Genomic DNA, 21,296 nt, shown 5'->3' with positions numbered 1-21,296 from the left:
GTGACGACCGACTGGCGCAAACGGGACGGGCGGATCGGCGTGCTCACCGGCGCGGGCATCTCCACCGATTCCGGCATTCCCGATTTCCGCGGCCCCCGCGGCGTGTGGACGAAAGACCCCATCGCCGAACTGTTGTCGACCTACGATGCCTACCTCTCCGATCCGGAGCTGCGCAAACGCTCCTGGCTGGCCCGCCGCGACAATCCTGCCTGGCAGGCCCAACCCAATGCCGCGCATACCGCACTGGCCGATCTGGAACGGGCCGGACGCACCATCACGATCATCACCCAGAACATCGACCGGCTGCATCAGCGCGCCGGATCCTCACCGGGCCGGGTGATCGAAATTCACGGCAATATGTTCGAAGTCGTCTGTATCGGTTGCGAATACCAGACGAGCATGGCCGCCACCCTGGCTCGCGTCGCGGCGGGCGAGGCGGATCCGCCCTGTCCGGCATGCGGCGGCATTCTGAAATCCGCGACCATCATGTTCGGCCAGCAAATGGATCGCCGCACCATGACCAAGGCCGCGCTGACCGCCGAGTCCAGCGATGTCTTCTTGGCAGTGGGTTCCTCGCTGCAGGTCGAGCCCGCGGCATCGATGTGCGCGATCGCGGTCGACAGCGGCGCGGATCTGGTCATCGTCAATGCCGAACCGACGCCCTACGACAGCATCGCCACCGAGGTCATCCGCGAACCCATCGGCACCGCCCTACCACGCTTGGTCGCTGACGTACTGGCAAGTTGACGCTAACCCGCTTGGTCGCCGAACTAGTACTGGCGAGTTGACGCGCGACTCTGCCCCAACGGAGCGAGTTTTACGGGCGACACCTTGGCGGTCCAAGCGCACGCGACGCAGGCGCGCAGGACTCAACCATCCACCGTGCATCAGGTGCCGAACTCCCCCGCCATCACCGACCGCCACGGAGTGTCTTACAAAGAGTCAAGGACAACCGCCGCAGGGCTCTCATCCATAATCTCTGTCTTACGAGCGGCCCGTTCGCGGCCCGACGCGAGACACCAGGGGGCCGCCAACACGCGGCGCCCGCGCCGCCAACAACACAGCAAATCAAACACAACCGAGTACCCGCTCGACGTAGCCGTTGGCGAAGCGGCCTTTGGGATCGAAGCGGCGGCGCACCTCGGCGAAGTGATCCCAATCCGGGTAGCGCGGCCGCAGTGTTTCGGCGGTCTGGAAATGGCGTTTGCCCCAGTGCGGGCGGCCGTTGTATTTATCGAAAACCGCCTCGCAGGCGCGGAAATACGGCTCGAAGTCCATACCGCGGTACTGGTGCACGGCGATGTAGCACGTATCGCGCCCGTTCGCGGGGGAGAGATACGCGTCATCGGGGGCGACCCAGCGCACCTCGATCGGCATCGGCGTATCGAACCGTGTCGCGAGCTCCTTGATCTCGCGAATGGCGGCGACGGAATGTTCGCGCGGGATCGCGTATTCCATCTCGGTGAAGCGAATCAGCCGGGGCGAGGCGAAGACTCGATAGGAGCGGTCGACCTGGCGGCGGTAGCTGCCCGCATATGCCGCGCCGCGATGAATCCACGGGACCAGCCGGGGCCGGCGCTTGCCGAGTCGGCACAGCGCGTCGAAGGCGTAGTTGGATATCAGGATGTCGGCGAACCAGTCGGCGGCCCTACCGCGCGGCTGTTCCGGCAGGTCGACGGGGTTATTACGCTTGGTCATGGCCAGCGGGCTGTGCCCGAACATGTAGAACTCGAAATGCTGGTTGCCCTCGACGTAGGAGTCCAGATCCGCGAGGACCTCCTCGACCGGTACCGGGCGTTCGATCCCCTCCAGCACGAATGACGGCACCAGTTGCAGGGTGACCGCGCTGATCACGCCGAGCGCCCCCAGGCTGACCCGCGCCGCGCGCCAACCCTGCGGATCGGACTCCTCGTTCAACTCGACCCGGCTGCCGTCGGCGAGTATCAGCTCGATGGATTGCAGTACGGCCGAAAGGTTTTGCAGCGTCGCGCCGGTGCCGTGGGTGGCGGTGGCGGTCGCGCCCGCGATGGTCTGTACGTCGATATCGCCGAGATTGGGGAAGGCCAGGCCGAGCGGATGCAACGCATTGCTCGCGGCATTGAGGGTGATGCCCGCCTCGACTCGGGCGCGGCCGGTCTCCCGATCCACATTGAGGATGCGGTCCAGCTTCGCGAGGTCGAGCAGAATCCCGTCGGTGAGGACGGCATCGGTGAACGAATGACCCGCACCGGCGACACGTACAGTCTGTCCGGTGGCGGCGGCGCGGCCGATGATCTCGGCCAATTCTTCGGTATTGCGCGGGGCGGCGATGGCAGCGGGCGCGCACTGCTGATCCCCGGTCCAGTTCCCCCACGAGTTGGTCATGCGTCCAACTGTAAGGGCTGGCTCGGAGCAGCGCTAGATATGTCCGGTTTTCTGCGCTAGCGCTTGCGGCCCGCGCAGACGAACGACTTGGCCTGTTCGACTTCTTCGTCCGTCAGGGGCGGTGCCGGCAACGGTCGGCGTGGAGTGTCATCGCTGCGTACGCCGTTGAGTGCGATGGCCATATAGCGCTGCCACGCATTCGGATTCACCGGCTTGGAGAACTCGGCGAGCGCGTCGACCATATGGATCAGTGCGAAGAAGTCCGAGGGCTCGATATCGGGCTGCAGTGCGCCGGCGTCACGCGCGCGATCGATGACCGCGGCGACGGTCGGCTTGATCCGGTCGCGCAACTGGGCGAAGCGCTCCAGATCCTCCTCGAGTTCCAGCATGACCTCGCTGAAGCCGCGATTGGTAGCCAGATGAGTGCAGGCGTACTCGAAGAATTGGACCAGCCCCAGCCACGGGTCGGGATGCTTGGCCGCGGTATCCGCGGCGACGGCGAACTCTCCGACATTCTGTTCGAAGACCTCGGCGATCAGTTCCTTCTTGTTGGCGAAGCGCCGGTAGACGGTGCCGACGCCGACCCCGGCGCGTTCGGCCACGTCATCGAGGGTGATCTCCAGGCCGTGATCGGCGAAGAGCTGACGGGCTGCCTCGACGATGCGCTGCTGATTGCGGGCAGCGTCGGCGCGTAGCCGCCGAGGTGGAGGCACGGTAGTGGCGGGATTCACAGGCACATCCTAGCAATAAGCGGGATTAAGTGGAGGAGTTGTCTCCGTTATTGTGTTAGCTTAACTCGGTAAGCGGAGGAAGTTCCTCCGGATCAAGCCTCGAGACAAATAGGGGACACATGACTACCACGTTGGACCGTGGGGCACCCGCCCCCGAGACAACTGACTCGGGCCGCCGCGGTTCGCACGCTCTGCGCTGGTGGGTGCTCGCCGTACTCGGCGTGGCTCAGCTCATGGTTGTGCTCGACGCGACCGTCGTGAATATCGCGCTGCCCGCAGCGCAACAGGACCTCGGTTTCAGCGATGGCGACCGACAGTGGGTTGTCACCGGCTACGCCCTGGCCTTCGGCAGCCTATTGCTGCTCGGTGGCCGACTCAGTGACCTGTTCGGCCGACGTAACACCTTCATTATCGGCCTGATCGGATTCGCCGGCGCCTCTGCGGTCGGCGGTGCGGCCACCAGCTTCGAAATGCTGGTCGCGGCCCGCGTCGGACAGGGCGTCTTCGGTGCGCTGCTCGCGCCCGCAGCACTGTCGCTGCTCACGGTGACCTTCACCGAACCGGGTGAACGCGCCAAGGCCTTCGGCATCTTCGGTGCGGTCGCCGGTGCGGGTGGCGCCATCGGTCTGCTGCTCGGCGGCATGCTCACCGAATGGGCCTCGTGGCGCTGGGTGATGTTCGTGAACCTCGCCTTCGCGGCGGTCGCACTGGTCGGCGCGGTGCTGCTGCTGGCCAAGCATGTGGTCGTCGAGCGGCCCAAGCTCGACATCCCGGGCACCGTCGTGGTGACCGCCGCACTGTTCGGCATCGTCTACGGGTTCTCGCACGCCGAATCGACCAGCTGGGGCAACCCGGTCACCCTCGGTTTCCTGATCGGTGGCGCGGCCCTGCTCGCGATGTTCGTGTGGATCGAGACCCGAGTCGCGAATCCGCTGTTGCCGCTGCGCATCGTGCTGGACCGCACTCGCGGCGGTTCGTTCCTGACGGTTTTCGTCATGGGCATCGGAATGTTCGCGATCTTCCTGTTCCTGACCTACTACATGCAGCTGAGCATGGGGTACTCCCCGATCAAGACTGGTCTGGCGTTCCTGCCGATGGTGGCGGGCATGGTCGTCTCCTCGACCACGGTGCCCTCGCTGCTGCTGCCGAAGGTCGGTCCGAAAATGGTGGTCGCCGGTGGCTTCCTGGTCGCCGCGCTCGGCATGGCATGGCTGACCCAGATCAGCCTGGACAGCAGCTATGTCGCGAATATCCTGCCCGCCCTGATCCTGATGGGTCTCGGTCTCGGTGGCGCGATGTCGACCGCCTTCCAAGGCGCGACCGCCGGTGTGCACCACGAGGATGCCGGTGTCGCCTCGGCAATGATCAACACCAGCCAGCAGGTCGGCGGCTCGATCGGCACGGCGCTGCTGAGCACCATCGCCGCGTCGGCCGCGACGGACTACCTGTCATCGCACACGCCGGGTCCGCTGGCCGTGGCACAGGCGCAGATCGAGAGCTACACGACCAGTTTCTGGTGGGCCACCGCGATTTTCGCGGCGGGTGCGGTGATCACCGGATTCCTGATGCCGAATACGGTTCCGGCTCCGTCGGAAGGTGAACCGGTAATCGTGCACTGATCTGTTCCGCTCGAACAGCACAACGCCCGCATCAATGATGATGCGGGCGTTGTGTTTTCCGGAATGTTCAGCAGTCCGTCCGGCTACGAAAGACCACACTTGCCACGAATCGATCTGCCGAACAGTTGCTGGCGTCCGCTTTTCGCCGTCTTCCGAGGCGCTGCGGGTACCGCCCTTCGTGCCGCCATCATCGCTGCGGACCTGTGTCCGTAAGCGGAGGTGGAAACTTCGGCCAACCTTCCCGGCATTCGTGTGCCCTCGACGCCGCCGTGTCAACGAACGATGCTGTTCATCGGGTGTGCCGCCGTGCCGGATGTTCGGCTCGGCCGACCCGACCGTTAGCATTGCGCCGGTGACATTCGGCTCGGCAGGAGGTCAGCGGATGGGTCAGCGGGCCCGCAACCCTGCCGTCGAACCGTTGGTGCTGGTGGTGATCTCGCTCGGCGGTGGTCTCGGCGCGCTGGCGCGCTACGGCATCGGCGTGTGGTGGCCTTCGCAACCGCATCAGGTCCCCTGGGCGACCTTCACGATCAATGTCGTGGGATGCTTTGCGATCGGAATTCTGATGGTTCTGATCACCGAGGTGTGGGTAGCCCACAGACTGCTCCGCCCATTTCTCGGTATCGGCGTGCTCGGCGGCTTCACCACTTTTTCCACCTACAGCCTCGAGGTTCGTAGACTGCTCGAATCGGGTGCCGCGGTCGAGGCGCTCGGCTATCTCGGGGGGACGGTGGTGGCCGGACTGGGGGCGGTTGTGCTCGGCATGTTTTCGGCACGGTGGGCTACTGGTACGGCACGGCGGACGAGTTGAATAGTGGACAGCGCGACGGAAGGGGGTCAGGCGATGAAAGATTCACCGACGGGCACTGGTCCGGCGGCGGGACAGTGGCAGTCGGCGGCGCGGCTGACGGTGCTGCTCGACGAGGACGACAAGTGGCGGCACGGGCCCCTGTTCCACGAGATCGTGCGGCGCGCCCGCGACACCGGCCTGGCCGGCGCCAGCGTGTGGCGTGGCGTGGAGGGTTACGGCTCGTCCTCGCGCATCCACACCAGTCGGATCCTAGATCTGGCCGAACATCTACCCGTGCTGGTGATGATCATCGACGAGGTCGAGCGGTTGCGTGCCTTCGTCGAACAGAATTCCGAGGTACTCGCCGGGGTGACAGTCGCATTGTCCGAGGTCGAGGTCTGGCAGCCGAGTCTGGGAGTCGCCCGATGATGGTGGTGCTCGTCCTGGTCGGCGGCATGGTCGGTGCGCCTGCGCGGTATCTCATCGACCGTGCGGTGGCCGCGCGATTCGAATCTCTGCTGCCGCTGGGCACATTGACCGTTAACATTGTCGGTTCGGCGTTGCTCGGTGGACTGATCGGCGCCGGCGCGAACCACTGGCTGTTGGCCGCCGCGGGAACAGGTTTCTGCGGTGCGCTGACCACATTCAGCACCTTCGGCTACGAGACGATCAGGCTCGCGGCCGAGGGCGCCTACGCCTATGCGGTGGGCAATGTGGTGCTCAGCGTCGCGACCAGCTTGACCGCGGTGTTCGTCGCCGCGGCCACGACCCAGTGGTTGTGGACATGATTTTGATGACGAGCCGGGCGCAGCCGACACGGAAGGGAGACCCGAGCATGGCCCATGATCGAGCCGGGCGACCCGCGCGTCCCACCGACCTGGAGGACATCGCGCGTCTGGTGACGGCCTACTACAGCCGCATCCCGAATCCGGCCGAGCCCGCGCAACAGGTGGCGTTCGGGACCTCGGGACATCGGGGCTCCAGTCTGGACACCGCGTTCAACGAGGCGCATATCCTGGCCATCACGCAGTCGATCGTGGAATACCGTGCCACGCGCGGGATTACCGGTCCGGTCTATCTGGCCCGCGATACCCACGCATTGTCCGAACCCGCGTGGACCACCGCGCTCGAGGTGCTGGCCGCCAATGATGTGACCACGATGATCGATGCCCGCGATCGCTACACCCCGACGCCCGCACTGAGTCATGCGGTGTTGCGGCACAACCGCGGTGGGGCCAAGCATCAGGCCGATGGCATCGTCGTCACGCCGTCGCACAATCCGCCGCGCGACGGCGGCTTCAAATACAACCCGCCGCACGGTGGTCCGGCCGATACCAAGGCCACCGATGCCATCGCCAACCGTGCCAACGAACTGTTGCGCAGCGGACTGGCCGGGGTGCGGCGGACCACGCTGCGGCATGCGCTGGAGAACTGCGTCGAGCGCTACGACTACCTCGACCACTACATCGCGGATTTGCCGAATGTGTTGAACCTGGATGCCATTCGTGGCGCCGGGATCCGGCTCGGCGCCGACCCGATGGGTGGGGCCAGTGTCGACTATTGGGAGGAGATCGGGCAGCGCTACGACCTCGAACTCGAGGTTGTCAACCCGTTCGTCGATCCGACCTGGCGGTTCATGACGCTGGATTCCGACGGCAAGATCCGGATGGATCCGTCCTCGCGCTATGCGATGGCCTCGCTGATCGCGATCAAGGACGATTACGACATCTCCACCGGCAACGACGCCGACGCGGATCGGCACGGCATCGTCACCCCTGATGGCGGACTGATGAATCCGAACCACTTCCTCGCGGTCGCCATCGAATATCTGGTCGCGAATCGGATGGGCTGGGATGCGCTCACCAAGATCGGCAAGACGGCGGTGAGTTCGTCGATGATCGACCGGGTGGTCAGCGTGCTCGGGCGCGATGTGTACGAGGTGCCGGTCGGCTTCAAATTCTTCGTGCCCGGATTGTTCAGCGGCAGTCTGGCTTTCGGCGGTGAGGAGAGCGCGGGCGCATCGTTCCTGCGGATGGACGGCACCGTCTGGACCACCGACAAGGACGGCATCCTGCTCGCCCTGCTGGCCACCGAAATCGCCGCGGTCACCGGCCAGAGCCCGTCCGCGCGCTATGTCGAACTCGAGAAGCGCTACGGCAGTCCGGCCTACGCCCGCATCGACGCCGCCGCGACCCCGGAACAGAAAGCACTGCTCGGGAAGTTGACACCGGACATGATCAGCACAAAGGAGATCGCCGGTGAGCCGATCACCGCGGTCCTCACCCGAGCCCGCGGCAATGGCGCCCCCCTCGGCGGACTCAAGGTCACGACCGAAAACGCCTGGTTCGCCGCCCGCCCCTCCGGCACCGAAGACAAGTACAAGATCTACGCGGAGTCCTTCCAGGGGCCCGAACATCTGACCCAGGTCCAAGCGGCCGCGGAAGAAGTGGTGGGGCAGGCGCTGTCCGGTGAGTGATAGATCGACTGCGGGGTCGTCGGGGTCGCTAGGTTCGAGAGCTTCAGCGGGGGAGCAGGGCGGCGCGGGGGCCGGATGGGGTGGGGTGGCATCCAGGGCGCTGCCGGTTGAGATCTGGGTGTTGGTGGGGGCGTCGTTTGTCATCGCCGTCGGGTTCGGTCTGGTGGCGCCGGTGTTGCCGCAGTTTGCGCGGGGGTTCGGCGTCGGGGTTGCCGCGGCTTCGGCGATTGTGAGTGCGTTTGCGTTGATGCGGTTGTTGTTCGCGCCGGTCAGTGGGCGGTTGGTGCAGCGGCTGGGGGAGCGGTCGGTGTATCTCGGGGGGTTGTTGATTGTCGCTGTTTCGACCGGGGCCAGTGCGTTTGCCCAGAGTTATTGGCAGCTGCTGGTTTTGCGGTCGGCGGGTGGGGTCGGGTCGACGATGTTCACGGTGTCGTCGCTGGCGCTGGTGATCCGGATGTCGCCGCCCGCGCAGCGCGGGCGGGTCTCCGGGCTGTGGTCGACGAGTTTTCTGATCGGTTCGGTGAGCGGACCGTTGGTCGGCGGTGCGCTTGCCGGGCTCGGATTGCGGGCGCCGTTCCTGATCTACGCGGCGGCGTTGCTGCTCGCTACCGCGGTGGTCTATGTGAATCTGCGGCATTCGACCCTGGCCGCACCCGAACCGGTGGGCGGGCTGCGGCTGATGTCGTTCCGCGAGGGATTGGCGCGGTCGGAGTATCGGGCAGTACTGCTATCGAACTTCGCCAATGGTGCGGCGGTATTCGGCGTGCGAATGGCGCTCGTGCCGCTGCTCGTTGTCGAAGTGCTGCATCAGAAACCGGGCATGGCCGGTGTGACACTGACAGTGTTCGCCGCAGGCAATGTGGCGGTGCTTTTCGCATCCGGCAGGCTCTCCGACCGTTTCGGACGCAAACCATTCCTGATCACCGGATCGCTGATCTGTGCGGCCGGTACCGCCGGACTCGGTCTCGCGTCGAACGTGCCCTGGCTGCTGGTGACCTCATTCGTGGCCGGGCTGGGTTCGGGCATGTTCACTCCCGCCCAGCAGGCCGCGGTCGCGGACGTCATCGGACCGAAGGCCCGCGGCGGCCCCGTCCTCGCGGGCTTCCAAATGGCCGCCGACCTCGGCACCGTCATCGGCCCGGTCGCAGTGGGTGCCGTGGCCCAACACTTCTCCTACGCCCTCGCCCTCGCCCTGACCGGCGCATTACTTGCCATCGCCGCCGCCATCTGGGCCTTGGTCCCGGAACCACTGCACCGACGAGGCGTCGAATCGAAAGTGGAGATCGCCGCGGATCACCCATCCGACTACATCTACCGCCCCGACGGCGCCGAGTGCCTCGTAGACACCCCCGCCCCAGCCCCTCAAAACGCCGCCCGCTGACCTGGACGTCTGATCACCAGGTAACCCTGGAGGGGCTCTCCGTTTGCCCGCATAAACGCATGGTGATCAGTGGTCCAGCAGCACCCCGTGCGCGGGGTGGCGTGTGATTGGGGCAGAGTGTTCGGGGTGAGCGAATCGGGATCGAAGTACACGCCGCGGCCGATGTCCAGTGCGACGACATATGCCCTGGGTGGCGTGGCGCTCGCGCTCATCGTGTTGATCGTGATCCTCGCGTTCCGGTGGGGGCGCGACGACGCCACGATCCGCAATGACGGCTACGGATCGGTGCACAGCGCGGACGTGCACGCGGTCCTGGACCAGAACAACGGCACGATTCTGCTCGGCCGCCCGGACGCGGCGAAGACCATCGATGTGTACGAGGATCCGCTGTGCCCGTCCTGCGGCGCGCTGGAGCGACTCTACGGTCAGGAGATCGCGCAGCAGATGGACGAGGGCAAGCTCGCGGTCCGATACCACCTCGTGACCTTCCTCGACCCGAAGTCGAAGAGTAAGGACTATTCGACCCGCGCGGTCGCCGCGAACGAATGTGTCGCGGAAACCGGTTCGGGTCCGGTGTATTCGAAATTCCACGCGCTGCTGTTCACCTCGAAGCAGCCGGAAGAGGGCGGCGCGGATCTCAGCAATGACGATCTCGCCAATGTCGCGAAGGAATCGGGCGCCTCGCTGGCGGCGGTGCAGTGCATCAGCTCCGGCGCGAAACTCGATGCGGCGAAGATCCACGCGCAAATGGCACGCGCGGCGTTGACCGATGCCAACGGCGAGGTCGCCACGCCCGCCGTCTTCGACGGCAAGAACAAGGTCGAGGTGAACAACCACGAGTGGGTCCTCGACCTGACGAAGTAATCGTGCCGGGCGGTGGCGCCGCCCGGCACGACGCACCTACCCGGCGGGCTCCGGCTCCGGCTCACCCTTCGCGATCGCGCTCAGTTCGCGCTCGACGAGTTCGTCGTGCGCCCTGGCCTGCGCGGCCGCCTTCTTCGGGCTCCAGTGTCCGGCCATCAGGAAGACGAACGGTAGGAACACCACCTGCGCGACCAGGCAGATCCACCACCAGCGTTCCCACTGCTTCGGCGAATCGGCTTGCGCCTGCTGTACTTCCTTGGCGTGCGCGGCCAGATAAGCCTGATCATCTGCCGGGATGGTGCCGACCGACTGCAACTGCGTAGTCGCCTGCGCCAGTTTGGGGCCGACGGTCGCGGCCACCGCGAGGTCGGCGGCCGGAATCTGCTGCACGGCTTGCAGGCGCGCGATCGCCTGATCCACCGGAATACCGAACTTCTTCGCGACCTGTCCGACCGCCGCCAGACCCGCGTTCGCGTCGGCCGGATTCGTGGTCAGTGTGGCCAGTGTCGCCGAATCGATGGCCTGCAGCGTCGCCAACTCCTGCGGATAGCGGGTGTTGAGACCGACGGTGGTCTGGATATCGGCGGGTGACGCCCCGGTCAGCTTGGTCAGCGCGGTGACCTGTGCGGCCTGATCATTGGGGTTGTGCTGCAGTGCCGCAAGGGTTTCCGTGCCGACCGTCTGGATGGTCGCGAGTTGCTGGGCGTATTTGTGTGCGATCTCCGATAGCCGCGGTCCGTAATTGACCAGCGGACCGGCCGCGTTCACCACGATCAGCAATCCGAACAGCACCACGGTGACGACGCTGCGCAGCGTGCCGCCCCACACCGCGAGACCCACCGCCGTCGCGGCGGGATTACGGGCCTCGACCGTCTCGGTGAAGCTCGCCATCCAGGTGGAGTAGGCGATGCCGGTGCCGACCGCGATCACTACGAAAACCGTCGCGAATGAGTAGTAACCGGTATCGGGCTGATCGGTGTAGCCGATGAACAGGTACATGCCGACGATGCTGATGAGCGCGCCGACGATCATGAACGGCTTGCGCACCTTCAATTTGTCCGACACGATCCCGGCCAGCACCAGGGCGATCGCATTGGCGGCCCAGTACCAGTTGCCGAGCGCATTGGCCTTCGCCGGACTGAATCCGAAGTTCGTCGCCATATACACCGGAAGGAACGACACGATGGTGTAGAAGAAGGCGAGGAACAGGCTGATCGCCAAGGCCGAGCCGATGATGTCGGGGCGCAACATCTGTCGCCACACACCCTGCTCGAGTTCCTTGACATCCAGACCGCGGGCGCGGGCCTCGATCAGCGCACGGTCGCGCAAGGTCACCATGATCTGGTCGCGCAGTCGCGGATTCAGCTCGCGCAATCCGATCACCGCGACTACCGCGATGACGAGGCTGATCACACCGCACAGCCGATAGTGGTACTGCCAATCCGGATGCGCGTCGAGCGTGTGAGTGGAGATCTGCGTCGTGACCAGGGCGCCGATGACCGGCCCTAGCGTCCAGAAGCCCATTGCCGATGCCCGGTCCAGCTGCGGGGAGAAGTCGCGAATCAGAGCCGGTGTGGCCACCAGCACCGCACCCTCGACAATGCTGACCAGGCAGTACACGAGCAGGTACTGCTCTTTGGTGGTCGTCGCGGGCACCGCGAACAGGGTCAGCAGCGAGCAGATCACCACGCCGTAGGCGACGATATTCGCCCGCCCCCATCGATCCAGCACGCCCGCGAGCACCGAGGCAACCGCGCCGAAGGCGGCGCCGATGATGAAGATCCAGACGAAGTAGGCGAAGGACAGGTCGAAGTAGCCGATGAGTTCATTGCCCACGGCGCCGGTGACGAATAGTTGGTAGTAGAGCGCGATCGAGGCGATGACCACGACGGCCAGGTACCAGGAGCGGGCGGGTGTATCGGGATAGTGCGGTAGTTTGCGTTGCCACAGCCCTGTGAGCAGGGTCGGCGGATCCGCAATCTGGGTCGAGCTCATGGTCGAGATGCCTTTCTAGCCACGGCATTTCGTAAAGGACCTGAACCGTGTGTGGATCAGGGCGATTTGCCGGGTGGACACAGGGTAGTGAGATGGATCACTGCCCGCAGGTGTTTCGGACCATGAGAACGCTCGATTTGCGCAATTGGAATAGACGGTACCGATGAGTGGGACCATTGGTTGACGCCGCAAGCATCTCGAGCTGGGGTGGGGATTATGAATTCGGCCGCCGCAGTAAGGGTTTCGATTCCGAGGCGGGGGCGGATATTCGCCGGAATAGCACGGCGGTTGCGCACGGGGGCTGGAAATAATTCCGGCAGTGGCGATTTCGTTGCTCGTACCGACGACAACGGGGCCCGTGCACGATGGCACGGACCCCGTCAGGTCTATGCGGGCTTACAGGTAAGCGCCGCACACGGGCCAAGCGCCCGGGCCCTGGGTGGCGAGCACATTCTCCGCGACGCGGATCTGCTCCTCACGGCTGGCGCCGCTCGGGCTGCCCGAGCCGCCGTTGGCGGCCCAGGTGCTCTGCGTGAACTGCAGGCCGCCGTAGAAGCCGTTACCGGTCGCGATGCCCCAGTTGCCGCCGCTCTCGCACTGCGCGACGGCGTCCCAGTTGTGGCCGGAGGCCGACGCGGTGGCGGTGGACAGGCCGAACGGAACGGCGGCGATGGCACCGGCGACGGCGGCGAGACCAAGGGCACGGGTGAACTTGCGGTTCTGAGTCATGTGGATTCCTGGCTGCGCCCGCTCGGCTCCGGCGGACTTCCGCCGTGTCCCTGCCCCCAGCGATGTCGGGGACCCTCGAAACCGCGGGGCAGGGTTACCGGCGTTCAGCGATTCGAGTTCGAGCCCGTCGCATTGATCCGGGCTGTCGACGACGACGCTAGCGAAGAATTCGCGACAGATCACGTTGAGATAACGTCCGAATTGCCTCGACCCTAACTGCGGATTATCGACATTCACGCAGTTCGAATGCGTAAAAATGTACATATACGACCGTTCGTGATAGTTACGTTATGTGTTCGGGATCACTACGAAATAGTGATCTGGATCGCGTTTGAGCGCTGGATCCTGGGGTCTATGTCTGGTTTCGCCGCCAGTCCGGCTCGGTGCGGATGGTGAAGTTGTGACCCGCTGGGGTATTTGTGAATCCCGCTCGCCCTCGGATCGAAGTCGACAAATCGAGCTTTGCGGCATGTGGGTGTTATGTGACGCTTCGAGCGCGAGCTGCCTTACCGACGTCGACGTGGCGCCGCACGGGGCTTCGACGCACACGGCCCGAGTGATGCCGACAGCACATAGCTCGTGGCGACTGGAGACGTGCAAATGGACATGTTGCGCCGCAAACGGCGATGGGTGCCGAGCGGTCACGTGAGGGGCGCGCAATCTGGAGGTGTCAGGGGCCAGTCATGGGGCAACGGGCGGGGCACCGCGCTTCCGGCCATACGGCCGAGCGTTGGCGAGGGATGCTCCGTCTCGGTATCGCCGAGGCCGACCGAATGCCTGAGCTGGCGGCGGGCCTCTACGACGTCCTCTTCGGGATCACGGTCGGCGATCTCGCGTCACATCTGGTGGCAGCCTTTGGCCTCGCGGCCGACAAGGCAGAGGTCGTGGCGAACCAACTGATCGGCCTCGTCATCCACCCAACGCTTCCCCGCCTGCTGTTCGGAGTCGAACCCCTCGTGGACGCGATGCCAGAGGAGACTCGGCTGGCGGCCGATGTCGACCTCGACGGGATCAGGCACCTCCTCCGCATCGTGATGCCTCCGCCGCCCGCAGCGTGAGGCCGGCGACTGTCGACGGCCACCGCACTCATGCTCGGCCTTTCGCGCAGGAGCGCGGCACGACCGCTGTGCTCACGCAGGCGCGCCGGTCGGCTGCAGCAGGCCCGGCGCGCCCAACCTCGCAGCGAACCCGATCCATCGCCCGGAACTACCGCTCCCGAGCCGGAATGTGTTCGGCGGTGGCACACTTCGCGGAGTGCGAACGCGTCGCGCACCGACCAAGAGGATCCTGCGGGCAGCTCGAGGCGGCTATGTGTCAGCTCCGCTGTCGTACGCCCGCTGGCAGTTCTGGATTTCCTCGCCGTGCTCGACAGTCCAGCTGTAAAGATGCCCAAACGGCTCGCGCAGGATGGACGAGGTCGTCCGGTTCGCGATCGCCCGCGATGCCTGACTACTCGGCGCCGCGACTGGTGAAGTCGAAGGATTCGCTGTCGATGCCCCAGGAGATGACCCGTTCGGGGTGAATTCGGATGACCGCGCGTTCCTGGGGTTGGAACGGTGGCTCCTCGTCGTCGAGCGCCTCAGCCGTGCCGCGTACCTCGATGCCGCGAATCACGTACGGCTCCAACGAAACCTGTTGGTCGATGACGAACGACACCCGGCTGCCCGCCTCGACATTGCGGTACTTGCGACTGGCACGCATCCGCATGCCCTCGATGTCCATCGTGCCGTCGGCGTTCACCCGATAGCTGGTCGGGTTGTTCTGCACAACGCCGTCGGGCGACACCGTGGCCAGCCGCCCGATCCCGGCCTCCGCGAGGAACTGCTGTTCATTGATGGTGAAGGTCATGTCAGGTACTCCTCGGTGAATTGGATGTCTAGCAGCGCTAGATGCTGGAGCAACGGTAACATTCGCCCACTAGCTTGTCTAGCGTTGCTAGATTTCAGATCGCTACCGCGGGGTCGCACTCGGATCAGCAAGCTGCACATGCCCGTTCCGGCCGAGCGCCTTGGTCCCGGCCTCGGGCAAGACTTGCTTCCAGTTGCCCCATCGACTCCGTACTTGCACCCCGCCTCCACCGCGCTCATCTCCCCGGCCAACACCGACAACACCACCCGCACCTTGTCCTCGACCCGGAATCTTCAACCGCCGTGACCGCGTCACAGACCGACTCCTCTCTGGCCGATGTACCCGGAGCGTAAACCGTGCAACCCTGCCAGGAATTCTGACGCGCTAGAGATCAACGCTATCGAACATGCGTTCGATTCTATGGTCGGGCAACCCCCTACGTCCCCCCCGAATCGAGGCGATTTGGTTGCCGACACGCCAGTGGTGTAACTTCGTTCAGGCAGTCAGGGAAACCCGACGGCAACCCACTCGGGGCTATGGCGCAGCTGGTAGCGCACCACACTGGCAGTGTGGGGGTCAGGGGTTCGAGTCCCCTTAGCTCCACTTTTTTCGCAGGTGAGGGCCGCTTTTTGGTTCGGTAAGACGAACCGAAAGCGGCCAATCCTCCAACAAACTCCCAACTAATTCCCCGGACCATTGACGGCGCGTTCGAGTGCTTCCGCCGCCGCGTGGTGTGTTCGCCCGCGTGCCATGTAGCGCCGCTGGGTCATGGCGGGGTCCGCATGGCCGAGTACGTCAGCGGTGATCCGTGCCGACAGGCCCGCGTCATCGAGAATCGTCGCGACGGCGTGGCGGAAGCTGTGCGCGGTGATGTCATCGGCCATGTCCAGCGCTTCACGTACCCGCTGCCATTCGTGGCCGACGTTCTGAGGGTCGCGCAGCGTCCACACGGCCGAGGGAAGTACCAGGTCGAGTGTCGGTGTGTCCGCGTCCGGCGGGGCGGCCAGCTTGCGGGCCGCAAGTACCACTTTGCGCCGCTTGAGCATCTCAACGGCGAAGTCAGGCAGGGCGATTGTTCCCCGGCGGTTCTTGGGGTCGTCGTCGCGGTCTATGCGTACCAGGCCCTCACCTTTGACGCGCACGACCTTGCCGGTACTGCGCAGAGTCCGGGCCTCGAGATCAATGTCAGTCCAGAGCACGCCGAGAATCTGACTGCGCCGCAAGCCCGTTGCCGCCAGCAGGGTTACCACGTCGGCCAGATCGGCACTGTCGCAGTAGTCCGCGACCGTGGGCGGGGTGTACGCCTTCACCGGAGTTTTCCGGTTGCGCTCGGCGCGTGAGAGCTTGCGCGGGCACGGCACTTGCGAAGTCCGCACCGCCGCGAGGATGAACCGCAGTTCATCAATGGTGATGTCACGTGCGCCGCCGGTACGGCCCTTGGCCTCCACATTCTTCGCCATCTCCGATTCACGCACAGGGTTGACCGTGAGGGCATCTTTACGCACCGCGTAGCGGAACATGCCCGACAACACATTGCGGCCGGTCCGCATCGAAGACGGTCCTTTGGCCGCGCCGACCTGCTTGAGGAACGCCTCAACCGATGACGTGGTGACCTCCAGTAGCGCCGCTGCCCGAACGCGGTGGTGAACAGTTCCGCTGCCACGTCGTAGCGTTCCAGTCTGCTGCCCGCGCGGCCCTGTTCGACCAGATAGCCCCGGTACAGAATCCATAGCTGTTGGACCGTGGTGGAGTCCGACAGTTCCCCGCCGAGGTCCACCCGGATAGCCGCCGCAGCCGCCATCACCGCATCCAGAGCGTGAGACCCGTTGCGGTCGGGTATCTTTCGGCCGCGTGTGTCGAGCCTGACCGGGGAGACCCGTCTCAGGTCACGCCGCTTGCCGGAGGCGTCGCGGACGAGTATCCGCGCATTCCCAATGCCCGGCCGATAATTCGGTCAGCATCGGCGTACCGGGGACGCCGATAGGGCGTGCAGGTCTGCCCCGCTTCAGTGGGAGAGCCGGATGTTTGGCGGTGCCTATGACCAAGCACCAGTCGAACATCGCCCGGTCTACGGTGCGCTGAACTTCCGAAACTTGCCATTCGGCGCCGCGCCGCGGTTCGGATCAGCACATTTGCGATTGACCGCGGCAGTGTTGGACCGCGCGACATTCTGCTACCCCGACAGCCATCTGAACCCATCGAATTTCGGCGTGACATCACGTATGAGTCTTATCGCACTGGCCGAGGCAGACGCCGACACTGACATGCTCGATACCTACATCGAGGCGCACATCCACGGGCCCGTCCGGCTCGATCGGGATGTCGAGGCGATCGTGCTCGATCCCAGCCACCATGGAACCAGCATCGAGGCCGCCGCACGGAGGCTTCCGTGTGCTGTCGAGTGGCACAACGGATTTCACCTCAGCGCCGATTGTCTGCTCCGGTACCCCGGGTATCGCGGGGTTCAATACGTAGACCTGGGTATTTCGATCGCGGTGAACGGCGTACTGGACGCGTACCTCCTCGGCAAGGCCGCGCAGTCACGCGAATACGATCCCCAGTCATTGAAGAAAGTCTGGCACTATCTCGCCCGCTTCGGAACAAACCGACCGGGAAGACAAAACGCACCGTAGTGCCTCATGTCGGTCGTTCGGGAACGCAGCGTTCGCCAATCGATTGCGCGATAACCTGTTCCACTTCTGTACTGCCGTCGGTGTCCCACAACTGGCAACGTGGTGGTCCACAACGGGGTGGCAAACGACAGTCGCGCGATCACCGCATCAGCTTGGCCATCTCGTCCATCACCGGCGAATCGGGAAACGGCTGGTCTTGCCCGATCACTCGCCAACCCCAGGACTCGTACGCTGCTTTAGCTGGATTGCCGACCCGGACGAGTAGATAGGCCAACGGCTCAGGGCGTCCGGATAGCAACGCATCGTGGATGATTCGTGCATATCCGTGTCCCTGATAGTCGGGGTGAACGGCAAATTCGCGGAAGATATACACCAGGCCAGACGTTTCAACCGCAAGCTCGGGGTAAATGCGAACTGCCTTGTCCCATACCGCTTGTGGTCGGCCGTACCGGGTCCCGAATGCGTAACCGACCATCCGGCCGCCAACTCGTCCGGTGACAAGCTCGAAACTCGGGATTGGTGCGTACAGTTCTTCCAACCGCTCCCAGAACCTCGCGGGGCTGTACCACGGGTCGGCTTGCTGCTCGCGATGCGAGGCGAGATACACCGCCTTGAGTTCGTCAGCCAGCCCGAGCGTCGCGGCGGCATCGTGGCGTTCGGTACTCAACGGGCTGTTATCGGCGTCGGCCTTCATTGTTCGATCGCCCGCTGTGCACCGAAGGCATCGTCGCGCAGGAGTTCATGCAGCTCGCGGGCTGTCGGTGTGCGCCGTTGATCAGGCGGCACTGCGGCAAGCACCTGTTCCCCCAAGCCCATAACGAAGCGAGTACGGTGCTCGGTCGGAAGGTCATCCAAAGTTGTTGTCGCGTAGGCGGTTCCCCCGCACGGGTCGCCGCTACGCACCAGGCACAGCGCGCGCTGTAACTCGATCTGCACGGGTCCACGACGACTATTCGGCGGGTATAGGGCAAGCGCTGCTGACTGCGCTTTCTCGGCCTTTTCGGTCTCACCGAGATGGGAGTACACGAAGCTTTCCGCGAACCTGACTCGTTCCTCAGGGTAAGCCCAGCAGTGCCAGCCGTGATCGCTGGTTACCGCAGAAGGCAACGCGGCGAACGTCTCTCGTAGTGCAGTCAACGACACCTCGGCATCGTCGGCGTTGCCGAGGAGGGCGTGTGACTGCGCGCGAGCAGCGAGCAGGCTCGGACGCCCGATAATCGGGCCGTTGGCAATGAGATGGTCGGCTTCTGCAATGTTCTCGATGATGACGTGCGGGGACTCACCGTCATAGATGGCGCGGATTGCCTTACGCCCCCGGATGTATGCCATCGCGTGCAGATCTCCCGAAAGGTCAGCTGCCTTGCGGGCGGTAGGCCACCAGCGCATAGCCTCACGCCGCTGTCCACGGTCACCGATCGCTTGCGCCATGTACTGACTCAGCAACGCGCCGATTTTGTACAGCTCGAGTCTCGCCCCGTCGCCCGATGACAGACTCAGCGCCATCTGCAGGCCCAGCACATCTACCAACAGCATTTCGTGCAGTTCGTCCGCAGTGTGCGTGACGTACGCGGATCCGTATTCCCGTACCACCTCACGCCAGTCGTCGAGATCGACCGACACCCCATCCGACATCGCGCGGTTGAGTCCATGGCGCGCTGATTCCAAGCCGAGCACTGCGCCTACGCCAGCTGCTGACGCGCTGAGCAGGAAGGTCCGGCGGAGCACGTCATCTACCTCTTTCCCTGCGCTCGGCAGGAACATCGGCGGGTCATTCGTAGATGCCCCCATGCTAACCACATCGCTACCGCGCTCGGCGGGCCGAAAACCGAGTTCGGCATCCGTCGCGACACCGAGCACTGCCCGCAGCCCTGCCCGGAAATCGGCGTTCGGCCAGCGGAAGACACCGCGTTCGAGCTTGCCCACGTAATTGCCGGACAGCTGGACCACCCGTCCGGTCTGCCGATACACCCACGCGTTCACCGCGTCCGCGAGTTCGGCCCGCGTCAGCGCGTGCCCGGTCGTCGCGGAGCGGATCCGAGTCCGCGCGGCGCTCAGCTGGTGATTCGGTTCGGACACCTCCCGCCCTCCCCTCGTTCGGCAACTTCCTCAAATCATTTCACCTAGATGGCGCGATAGCCGCCGAACGGGTGCGCCCTCCCTCGAACCTCCCCCAGACCTCCCTATTCCCGGCGTTCCCAAGCCGTCGCGTCAGGGCGGAGTCTGACAGAGCACTCGACACCGGGCGACGCCGGACCCACGTCCCGGCATCAAGCCCAGCAGCATCGTTTGGCCTTGGCGAAAGCATCCGGCGTCGGGTGCTCATGAGTCGAATTGCGCAGGGAGCGAACGCGAAAGGGGCACCATGCTCAACCCAGAACGACAACTACCGCGCCGGATACCGCTCATTGGTCCGCCCGTCGCCGTCGCCGTCGACTTTCCCGCCGATGTGGTCGAGCGCTTCGCAGACGCCCTACGCGAGTGGGATACGACCGAGCAGACCCGCACAGACCACCGCGACCAAGAGGTCTAATCCGATGGACCACATAGCATTTGGCGACACGCCCGTATCACGCTGCACCTACTACCGGCGCGTGTGCGATCTTCCCGCGAACATCGACCCGCCCCACCTCGGACGCATCGTCATGAACGCCGAATATGTGCTTGCACTGATGATGCCCGCCCCACTCGGTCAGGCGGTCAAGGTCGACATGCAGCGCCGACAGGCAGATATCGGCCCGATCCTGTCGCATCCGCGCTCCGGTCGTTGGACCTACCTTGTGAGGCCAGATCTCCCCGACGACGACAGCCTGTTCGCAGAAATGTTCCGGCTCAACGTCTCGGTGGTGCGCGCCGGAGGAACCATCGCATTGCCATCCCCAACGGATCGGGGCGGGATGTTCCGGCGCTGGGTCGAACCGCCCCGGTGCACGTTCCGCCCGTCTGGTCTGGTCATGGTGGACGCGATACGGACACGCTCAGGTCAGCGTCCGCCCGCGCAACGGCGGGCCGCTCATGGGTGAATGTCGTTGTGGCCCTCGGCTCTTGGCTCGGGCTGTTGATGTGCAATGTCGGCGTCAACCTCGCCGACTGCACGTTGCACGCGGTTGTGCGCCTTTCACGGATCGAGCTGATGGAGCGTTACCTCGAAGGCCACGAGTGGGCCGATACAGAACGGCTCGAGGAGGCGGGGTGAACCGAAATCCGTTGCACACCACCGCGATACCAGGGAAGCTCGCAGTGTGGCAGCTCGTCAACCGCGCCGCCCGCATACTGCGCGTGCAGCTCACCGCCGAAGCAGCCTACCGCCCGCCATCGCTGACCAAGCTGCCCGACGCGCAGCCCGGAACGATCATATTCGACGCATACCCGGATTTGGTCGACGCCCGCGAGTTGCTTTCCGAGCATGACGACATGTGGGACGCGGTACGCGAGGACTACTGGGCCGCATTACTCAATACGGCGGATCTCCCGTCGCCGGGGTTAGGCGGCTAGCAGATGACCGAATTGCATTCCACACGACCGGATATCGCTCCATCGGTGCGGGTACTGCTCGCTGCCTTCCATGAGGACACTCACAAGAAACTCGACCGTGCCCCCGTGGATGGCCGTCCGATATTTCAGCGCGCGGACGGCTCGATGATGCGGGTTGACGAGGACGGGTGGATATCCGACTCGGACGCGGACCTGGACAAAGCCGACGCCCCCACGATCACGCCCATCAGTGTCGTCGACACCGAAACGCCGTGACCGGGTAGGAACCCGGTAGCGCGAGCGAAGGACTCTCAATGACCGTGTCAAGCCGCAGCAGCCGTCGGGGCAGGTGTGTCGAAGCTGAATTCACGTCCGTCTCGCAGCAGTGCCCACAA

Annotated in this window: 23 protein-coding genes and 1 tRNA gene; 16 read left to right on the top strand and 8 right to left on the bottom strand. The window is 64.7% G+C overall.

Annotated features, from left to right (window positions below):
- Complete coding sequence (locus tag ACIBI6_RS30860; RefSeq protein ID WP_364345040.1) at window positions 1-747, top strand: Sir2 family NAD-dependent protein deacetylase; 747 nt, start codon at window positions 1-3, stop codon at window positions 745-747.
- Window positions 748-1,068: 321 nt separating this feature from the next.
- On the opposite strand, the gene ACIBI6_RS30855 is transcribed toward ACIBI6_RS30860, so the two are convergent.
- Together ACIBI6_RS30855 and ACIBI6_RS30850 are read right to left on the bottom strand one after the other, a co-directional pair.
- Window positions 1,069-2,364 carry a D-arabinono-1,4-lactone oxidase gene (locus ACIBI6_RS30855; protein WP_396958665.1) on the bottom strand — a complete coding sequence of 432 codons (1,296 nt, stop codon included), beginning with the start codon at window positions 2,362-2,364 and terminating at the stop codon, window positions 1,069-1,071.
- A 56-nt stretch (window positions 2,365-2,420) separates the two neighbouring features.
- On the bottom strand, window positions 2,421-3,095 hold the full coding sequence (locus tag ACIBI6_RS30850; protein WP_364345036.1) for a TetR/AcrR family transcriptional regulator: 675 nt from the start codon (window positions 3,093-3,095) through the stop codon (window positions 2,421-2,423).
- Between the two features lie 119 nt (window positions 3,096-3,214).
- Here ACIBI6_RS30850 and ACIBI6_RS30845 point away from each other — a divergent pair, with 119 nt between their 5' ends.
- From ACIBI6_RS30845 to ACIBI6_RS30815, 7 genes are all read left to right on the top strand, one after another.
- Complete coding sequence (locus tag ACIBI6_RS30845; protein ID WP_364345034.1) at window positions 3,215-4,714, top strand: MFS transporter; 1,500 nt, start codon at window positions 3,215-3,217, stop codon at window positions 4,712-4,714.
- A gap of 352 nt (window positions 4,715-5,066) precedes the next feature.
- Window positions 5,067-5,525 carry a fluoride efflux transporter CrcB gene (gene crcB / locus ACIBI6_RS30840; RefSeq protein ID WP_364345032.1) on the top strand — a complete coding sequence of 153 codons (459 nt, stop codon included), beginning with the start codon at window positions 5,067-5,069 and terminating at the stop codon, window positions 5,523-5,525.
- A gap of 33 nt (window positions 5,526-5,558) precedes the next feature.
- Window positions 5,559-5,933 (top strand): DUF190 domain-containing protein, encoded by a 375-nt coding sequence (locus ACIBI6_RS30835; RefSeq protein ID WP_364345030.1) that lies wholly within the window; start codon window positions 5,559-5,561, stop codon window positions 5,931-5,933.
- Window positions 5,930-6,292, top strand: coding sequence for a CrcB family protein (locus ACIBI6_RS30830; RefSeq protein ID WP_364345028.1), 363 nt, complete (start codon window positions 5,930-5,932; stop codon window positions 6,290-6,292). Before ACIBI6_RS30835 ends, ACIBI6_RS30830 begins: the two co-directional genes overlap by 4 nt.
- 47 nt (window positions 6,293-6,339) lie before the next feature.
- Window positions 6,340-7,980, top strand: coding sequence for a phosphoglucomutase (alpha-D-glucose-1,6-bisphosphate-dependent) (gene pgm / locus ACIBI6_RS30825; protein ID WP_364345026.1), 1,641 nt, complete (start codon window positions 6,340-6,342; stop codon window positions 7,978-7,980).
- Between the two features lie 85 nt (window positions 7,981-8,065).
- Complete coding sequence (locus ACIBI6_RS30820) at window positions 8,066-9,361, top strand: MFS transporter (protein ID WP_364345024.1); 1,296 nt, start codon at window positions 8,066-8,068, stop codon at window positions 9,359-9,361.
- 126 nt (window positions 9,362-9,487) lie between these two features.
- Window positions 9,488-10,225 (top strand): DsbA family protein, encoded by a 738-nt coding sequence (locus ACIBI6_RS30815; protein ID WP_396958664.1) that lies wholly within the window; start codon window positions 9,488-9,490, stop codon window positions 10,223-10,225.
- 36 nt (window positions 10,226-10,261) lie between these two features.
- Here ACIBI6_RS30815 and ACIBI6_RS30810 read toward each other — a convergent pair whose 3' ends face one another.
- Window positions 10,262-12,220 (bottom strand): MFS transporter, encoded by a 1,959-nt coding sequence (locus ACIBI6_RS30810; RefSeq protein ID WP_396958663.1) that lies wholly within the window; start codon window positions 12,218-12,220, stop codon window positions 10,262-10,264.
- 396 nt (window positions 12,221-12,616) lie between these two features.
- The gene (locus tag ACIBI6_RS30805; protein WP_364345020.1) at window positions 12,617-12,949 is read right to left on the bottom strand and encodes a transglycosylase family protein; all 333 of its coding nucleotides are present in this window, start codon (window positions 12,947-12,949) and stop codon (window positions 12,617-12,619) included.
- A gap of 626 nt (window positions 12,950-13,575) precedes the next feature.
- Between ACIBI6_RS30805 and ACIBI6_RS30800 the strand changes: the two genes are divergently transcribed.
- Window positions 13,576-14,007, top strand: a complete 432-nt coding sequence (locus ACIBI6_RS30800) for a TetR/AcrR family transcriptional regulator C-terminal domain-containing protein (protein ID WP_396958662.1) — start codon at window positions 13,576-13,578, stop codon at window positions 14,005-14,007.
- Window positions 14,008-14,398: 391 nt separating this feature from the next.
- Here the strand turns inward: ACIBI6_RS30800 and ACIBI6_RS30795 are convergent, their stop codons facing one another.
- A complete protein-coding gene (locus ACIBI6_RS30795) occupies window positions 14,399-14,797 on the bottom strand; it encodes a PPOX class F420-dependent oxidoreductase (protein WP_396958661.1) in 399 nt (132 codons plus the stop codon).
- Window positions 14,798-15,327: 530 nt separating this feature from the next.
- Between ACIBI6_RS30795 and ACIBI6_RS30790 the strand changes: the two genes are divergently transcribed.
- Window positions 15,328-15,400: transfer RNA gene (locus ACIBI6_RS30790), tRNA-Ala, on the top strand.
- A 77-nt stretch (window positions 15,401-15,477) separates the two neighbouring features.
- Here ACIBI6_RS30790 and xerC read toward each other — a convergent pair.
- Window positions 15,478-16,347, bottom strand: a complete 870-nt coding sequence (xerC, locus tag ACIBI6_RS30785; RefSeq protein ID WP_396958660.1) for a tyrosine recombinase XerC — start codon at window positions 16,345-16,347, stop codon at window positions 15,478-15,480.
- Between the two features lie 471 nt (window positions 16,348-16,818).
- Here xerC and ACIBI6_RS30780 point away from each other — a divergent pair, with 471 nt between their 5' ends.
- Complete coding sequence (locus ACIBI6_RS30780) at window positions 16,819-17,430, top strand: DUF3626 domain-containing protein (RefSeq protein WP_396958659.1); 612 nt, start codon at window positions 16,819-16,821, stop codon at window positions 17,428-17,430.
- A gap of 139 nt (window positions 17,431-17,569) precedes the next feature.
- On the opposite strand, the gene ACIBI6_RS30775 is transcribed toward ACIBI6_RS30780, so the two are convergent.
- A complete protein-coding gene (locus tag ACIBI6_RS30775) occupies window positions 17,570-18,124 on the bottom strand; it encodes a GNAT family N-acetyltransferase (RefSeq protein ID WP_396958658.1) in 555 nt (184 codons plus the stop codon).
- Window positions 18,121-19,506, bottom strand: a complete 1,386-nt coding sequence (locus ACIBI6_RS30770) for a hypothetical protein (protein ID WP_396958657.1) — start codon at window positions 19,504-19,506, stop codon at window positions 18,121-18,123. The genes ACIBI6_RS30775 and ACIBI6_RS30770 overlap by 4 nt, the downstream gene beginning before the upstream one ends.
- A gap of 286 nt (window positions 19,507-19,792) precedes the next feature.
- Here ACIBI6_RS30770 and ACIBI6_RS30765 point away from each other — a divergent pair, with 286 nt between their 5' ends.
- The 5 genes from ACIBI6_RS30765 to ACIBI6_RS30745 are packed head-to-tail and all read left to right on the top strand — an operon-like array spanning window position 19,793 to window position 21,177.
- Window positions 19,793-19,960 (top strand): hypothetical protein, encoded by a 168-nt coding sequence (locus ACIBI6_RS30765; RefSeq protein WP_396958656.1) that lies wholly within the window; start codon window positions 19,793-19,795, stop codon window positions 19,958-19,960.
- A 4-nt stretch (window positions 19,961-19,964) separates the two neighbouring features.
- Window positions 19,965-20,450 (top strand): DNA-directed RNA polymerase subunit beta, encoded by a 486-nt coding sequence (locus tag ACIBI6_RS30760; RefSeq protein WP_396958655.1) that lies wholly within the window; start codon window positions 19,965-19,967, stop codon window positions 20,448-20,450.
- Window positions 20,447-20,623, top strand: coding sequence for a hypothetical protein (locus ACIBI6_RS30755; RefSeq protein WP_396958654.1), 177 nt, complete (start codon window positions 20,447-20,449; stop codon window positions 20,621-20,623). The genes ACIBI6_RS30760 and ACIBI6_RS30755 overlap by 4 nt, the downstream gene beginning before the upstream one ends.
- Window positions 20,620-20,922, top strand: a complete 303-nt coding sequence (locus ACIBI6_RS30750; RefSeq protein WP_396958653.1) for a hypothetical protein — start codon at window positions 20,620-20,622, stop codon at window positions 20,920-20,922. Before ACIBI6_RS30755 ends, ACIBI6_RS30750 begins: the two co-directional genes overlap by 4 nt.
- A 3-nt stretch (window positions 20,923-20,925) precedes the next feature.
- Complete coding sequence (locus ACIBI6_RS30745) at window positions 20,926-21,177, top strand: hypothetical protein (protein ID WP_396958652.1); 252 nt, start codon at window positions 20,926-20,928, stop codon at window positions 21,175-21,177.
- Window positions 21,178-21,296 lie beyond the last annotated feature (119 nt).

Source organism: Nocardia sp. NPDC050412, from assembly GCF_044458825.1.
In the GTDB taxonomy this organism is placed as follows: Bacteria; Actinomycetota; Actinomycetes; order Mycobacteriales; family Mycobacteriaceae; genus Nocardia.
The sequence above is the reverse complement of the archived record's forward strand: the minus strand, read 5'-3'. Positions and strand labels throughout refer to the sequence as shown.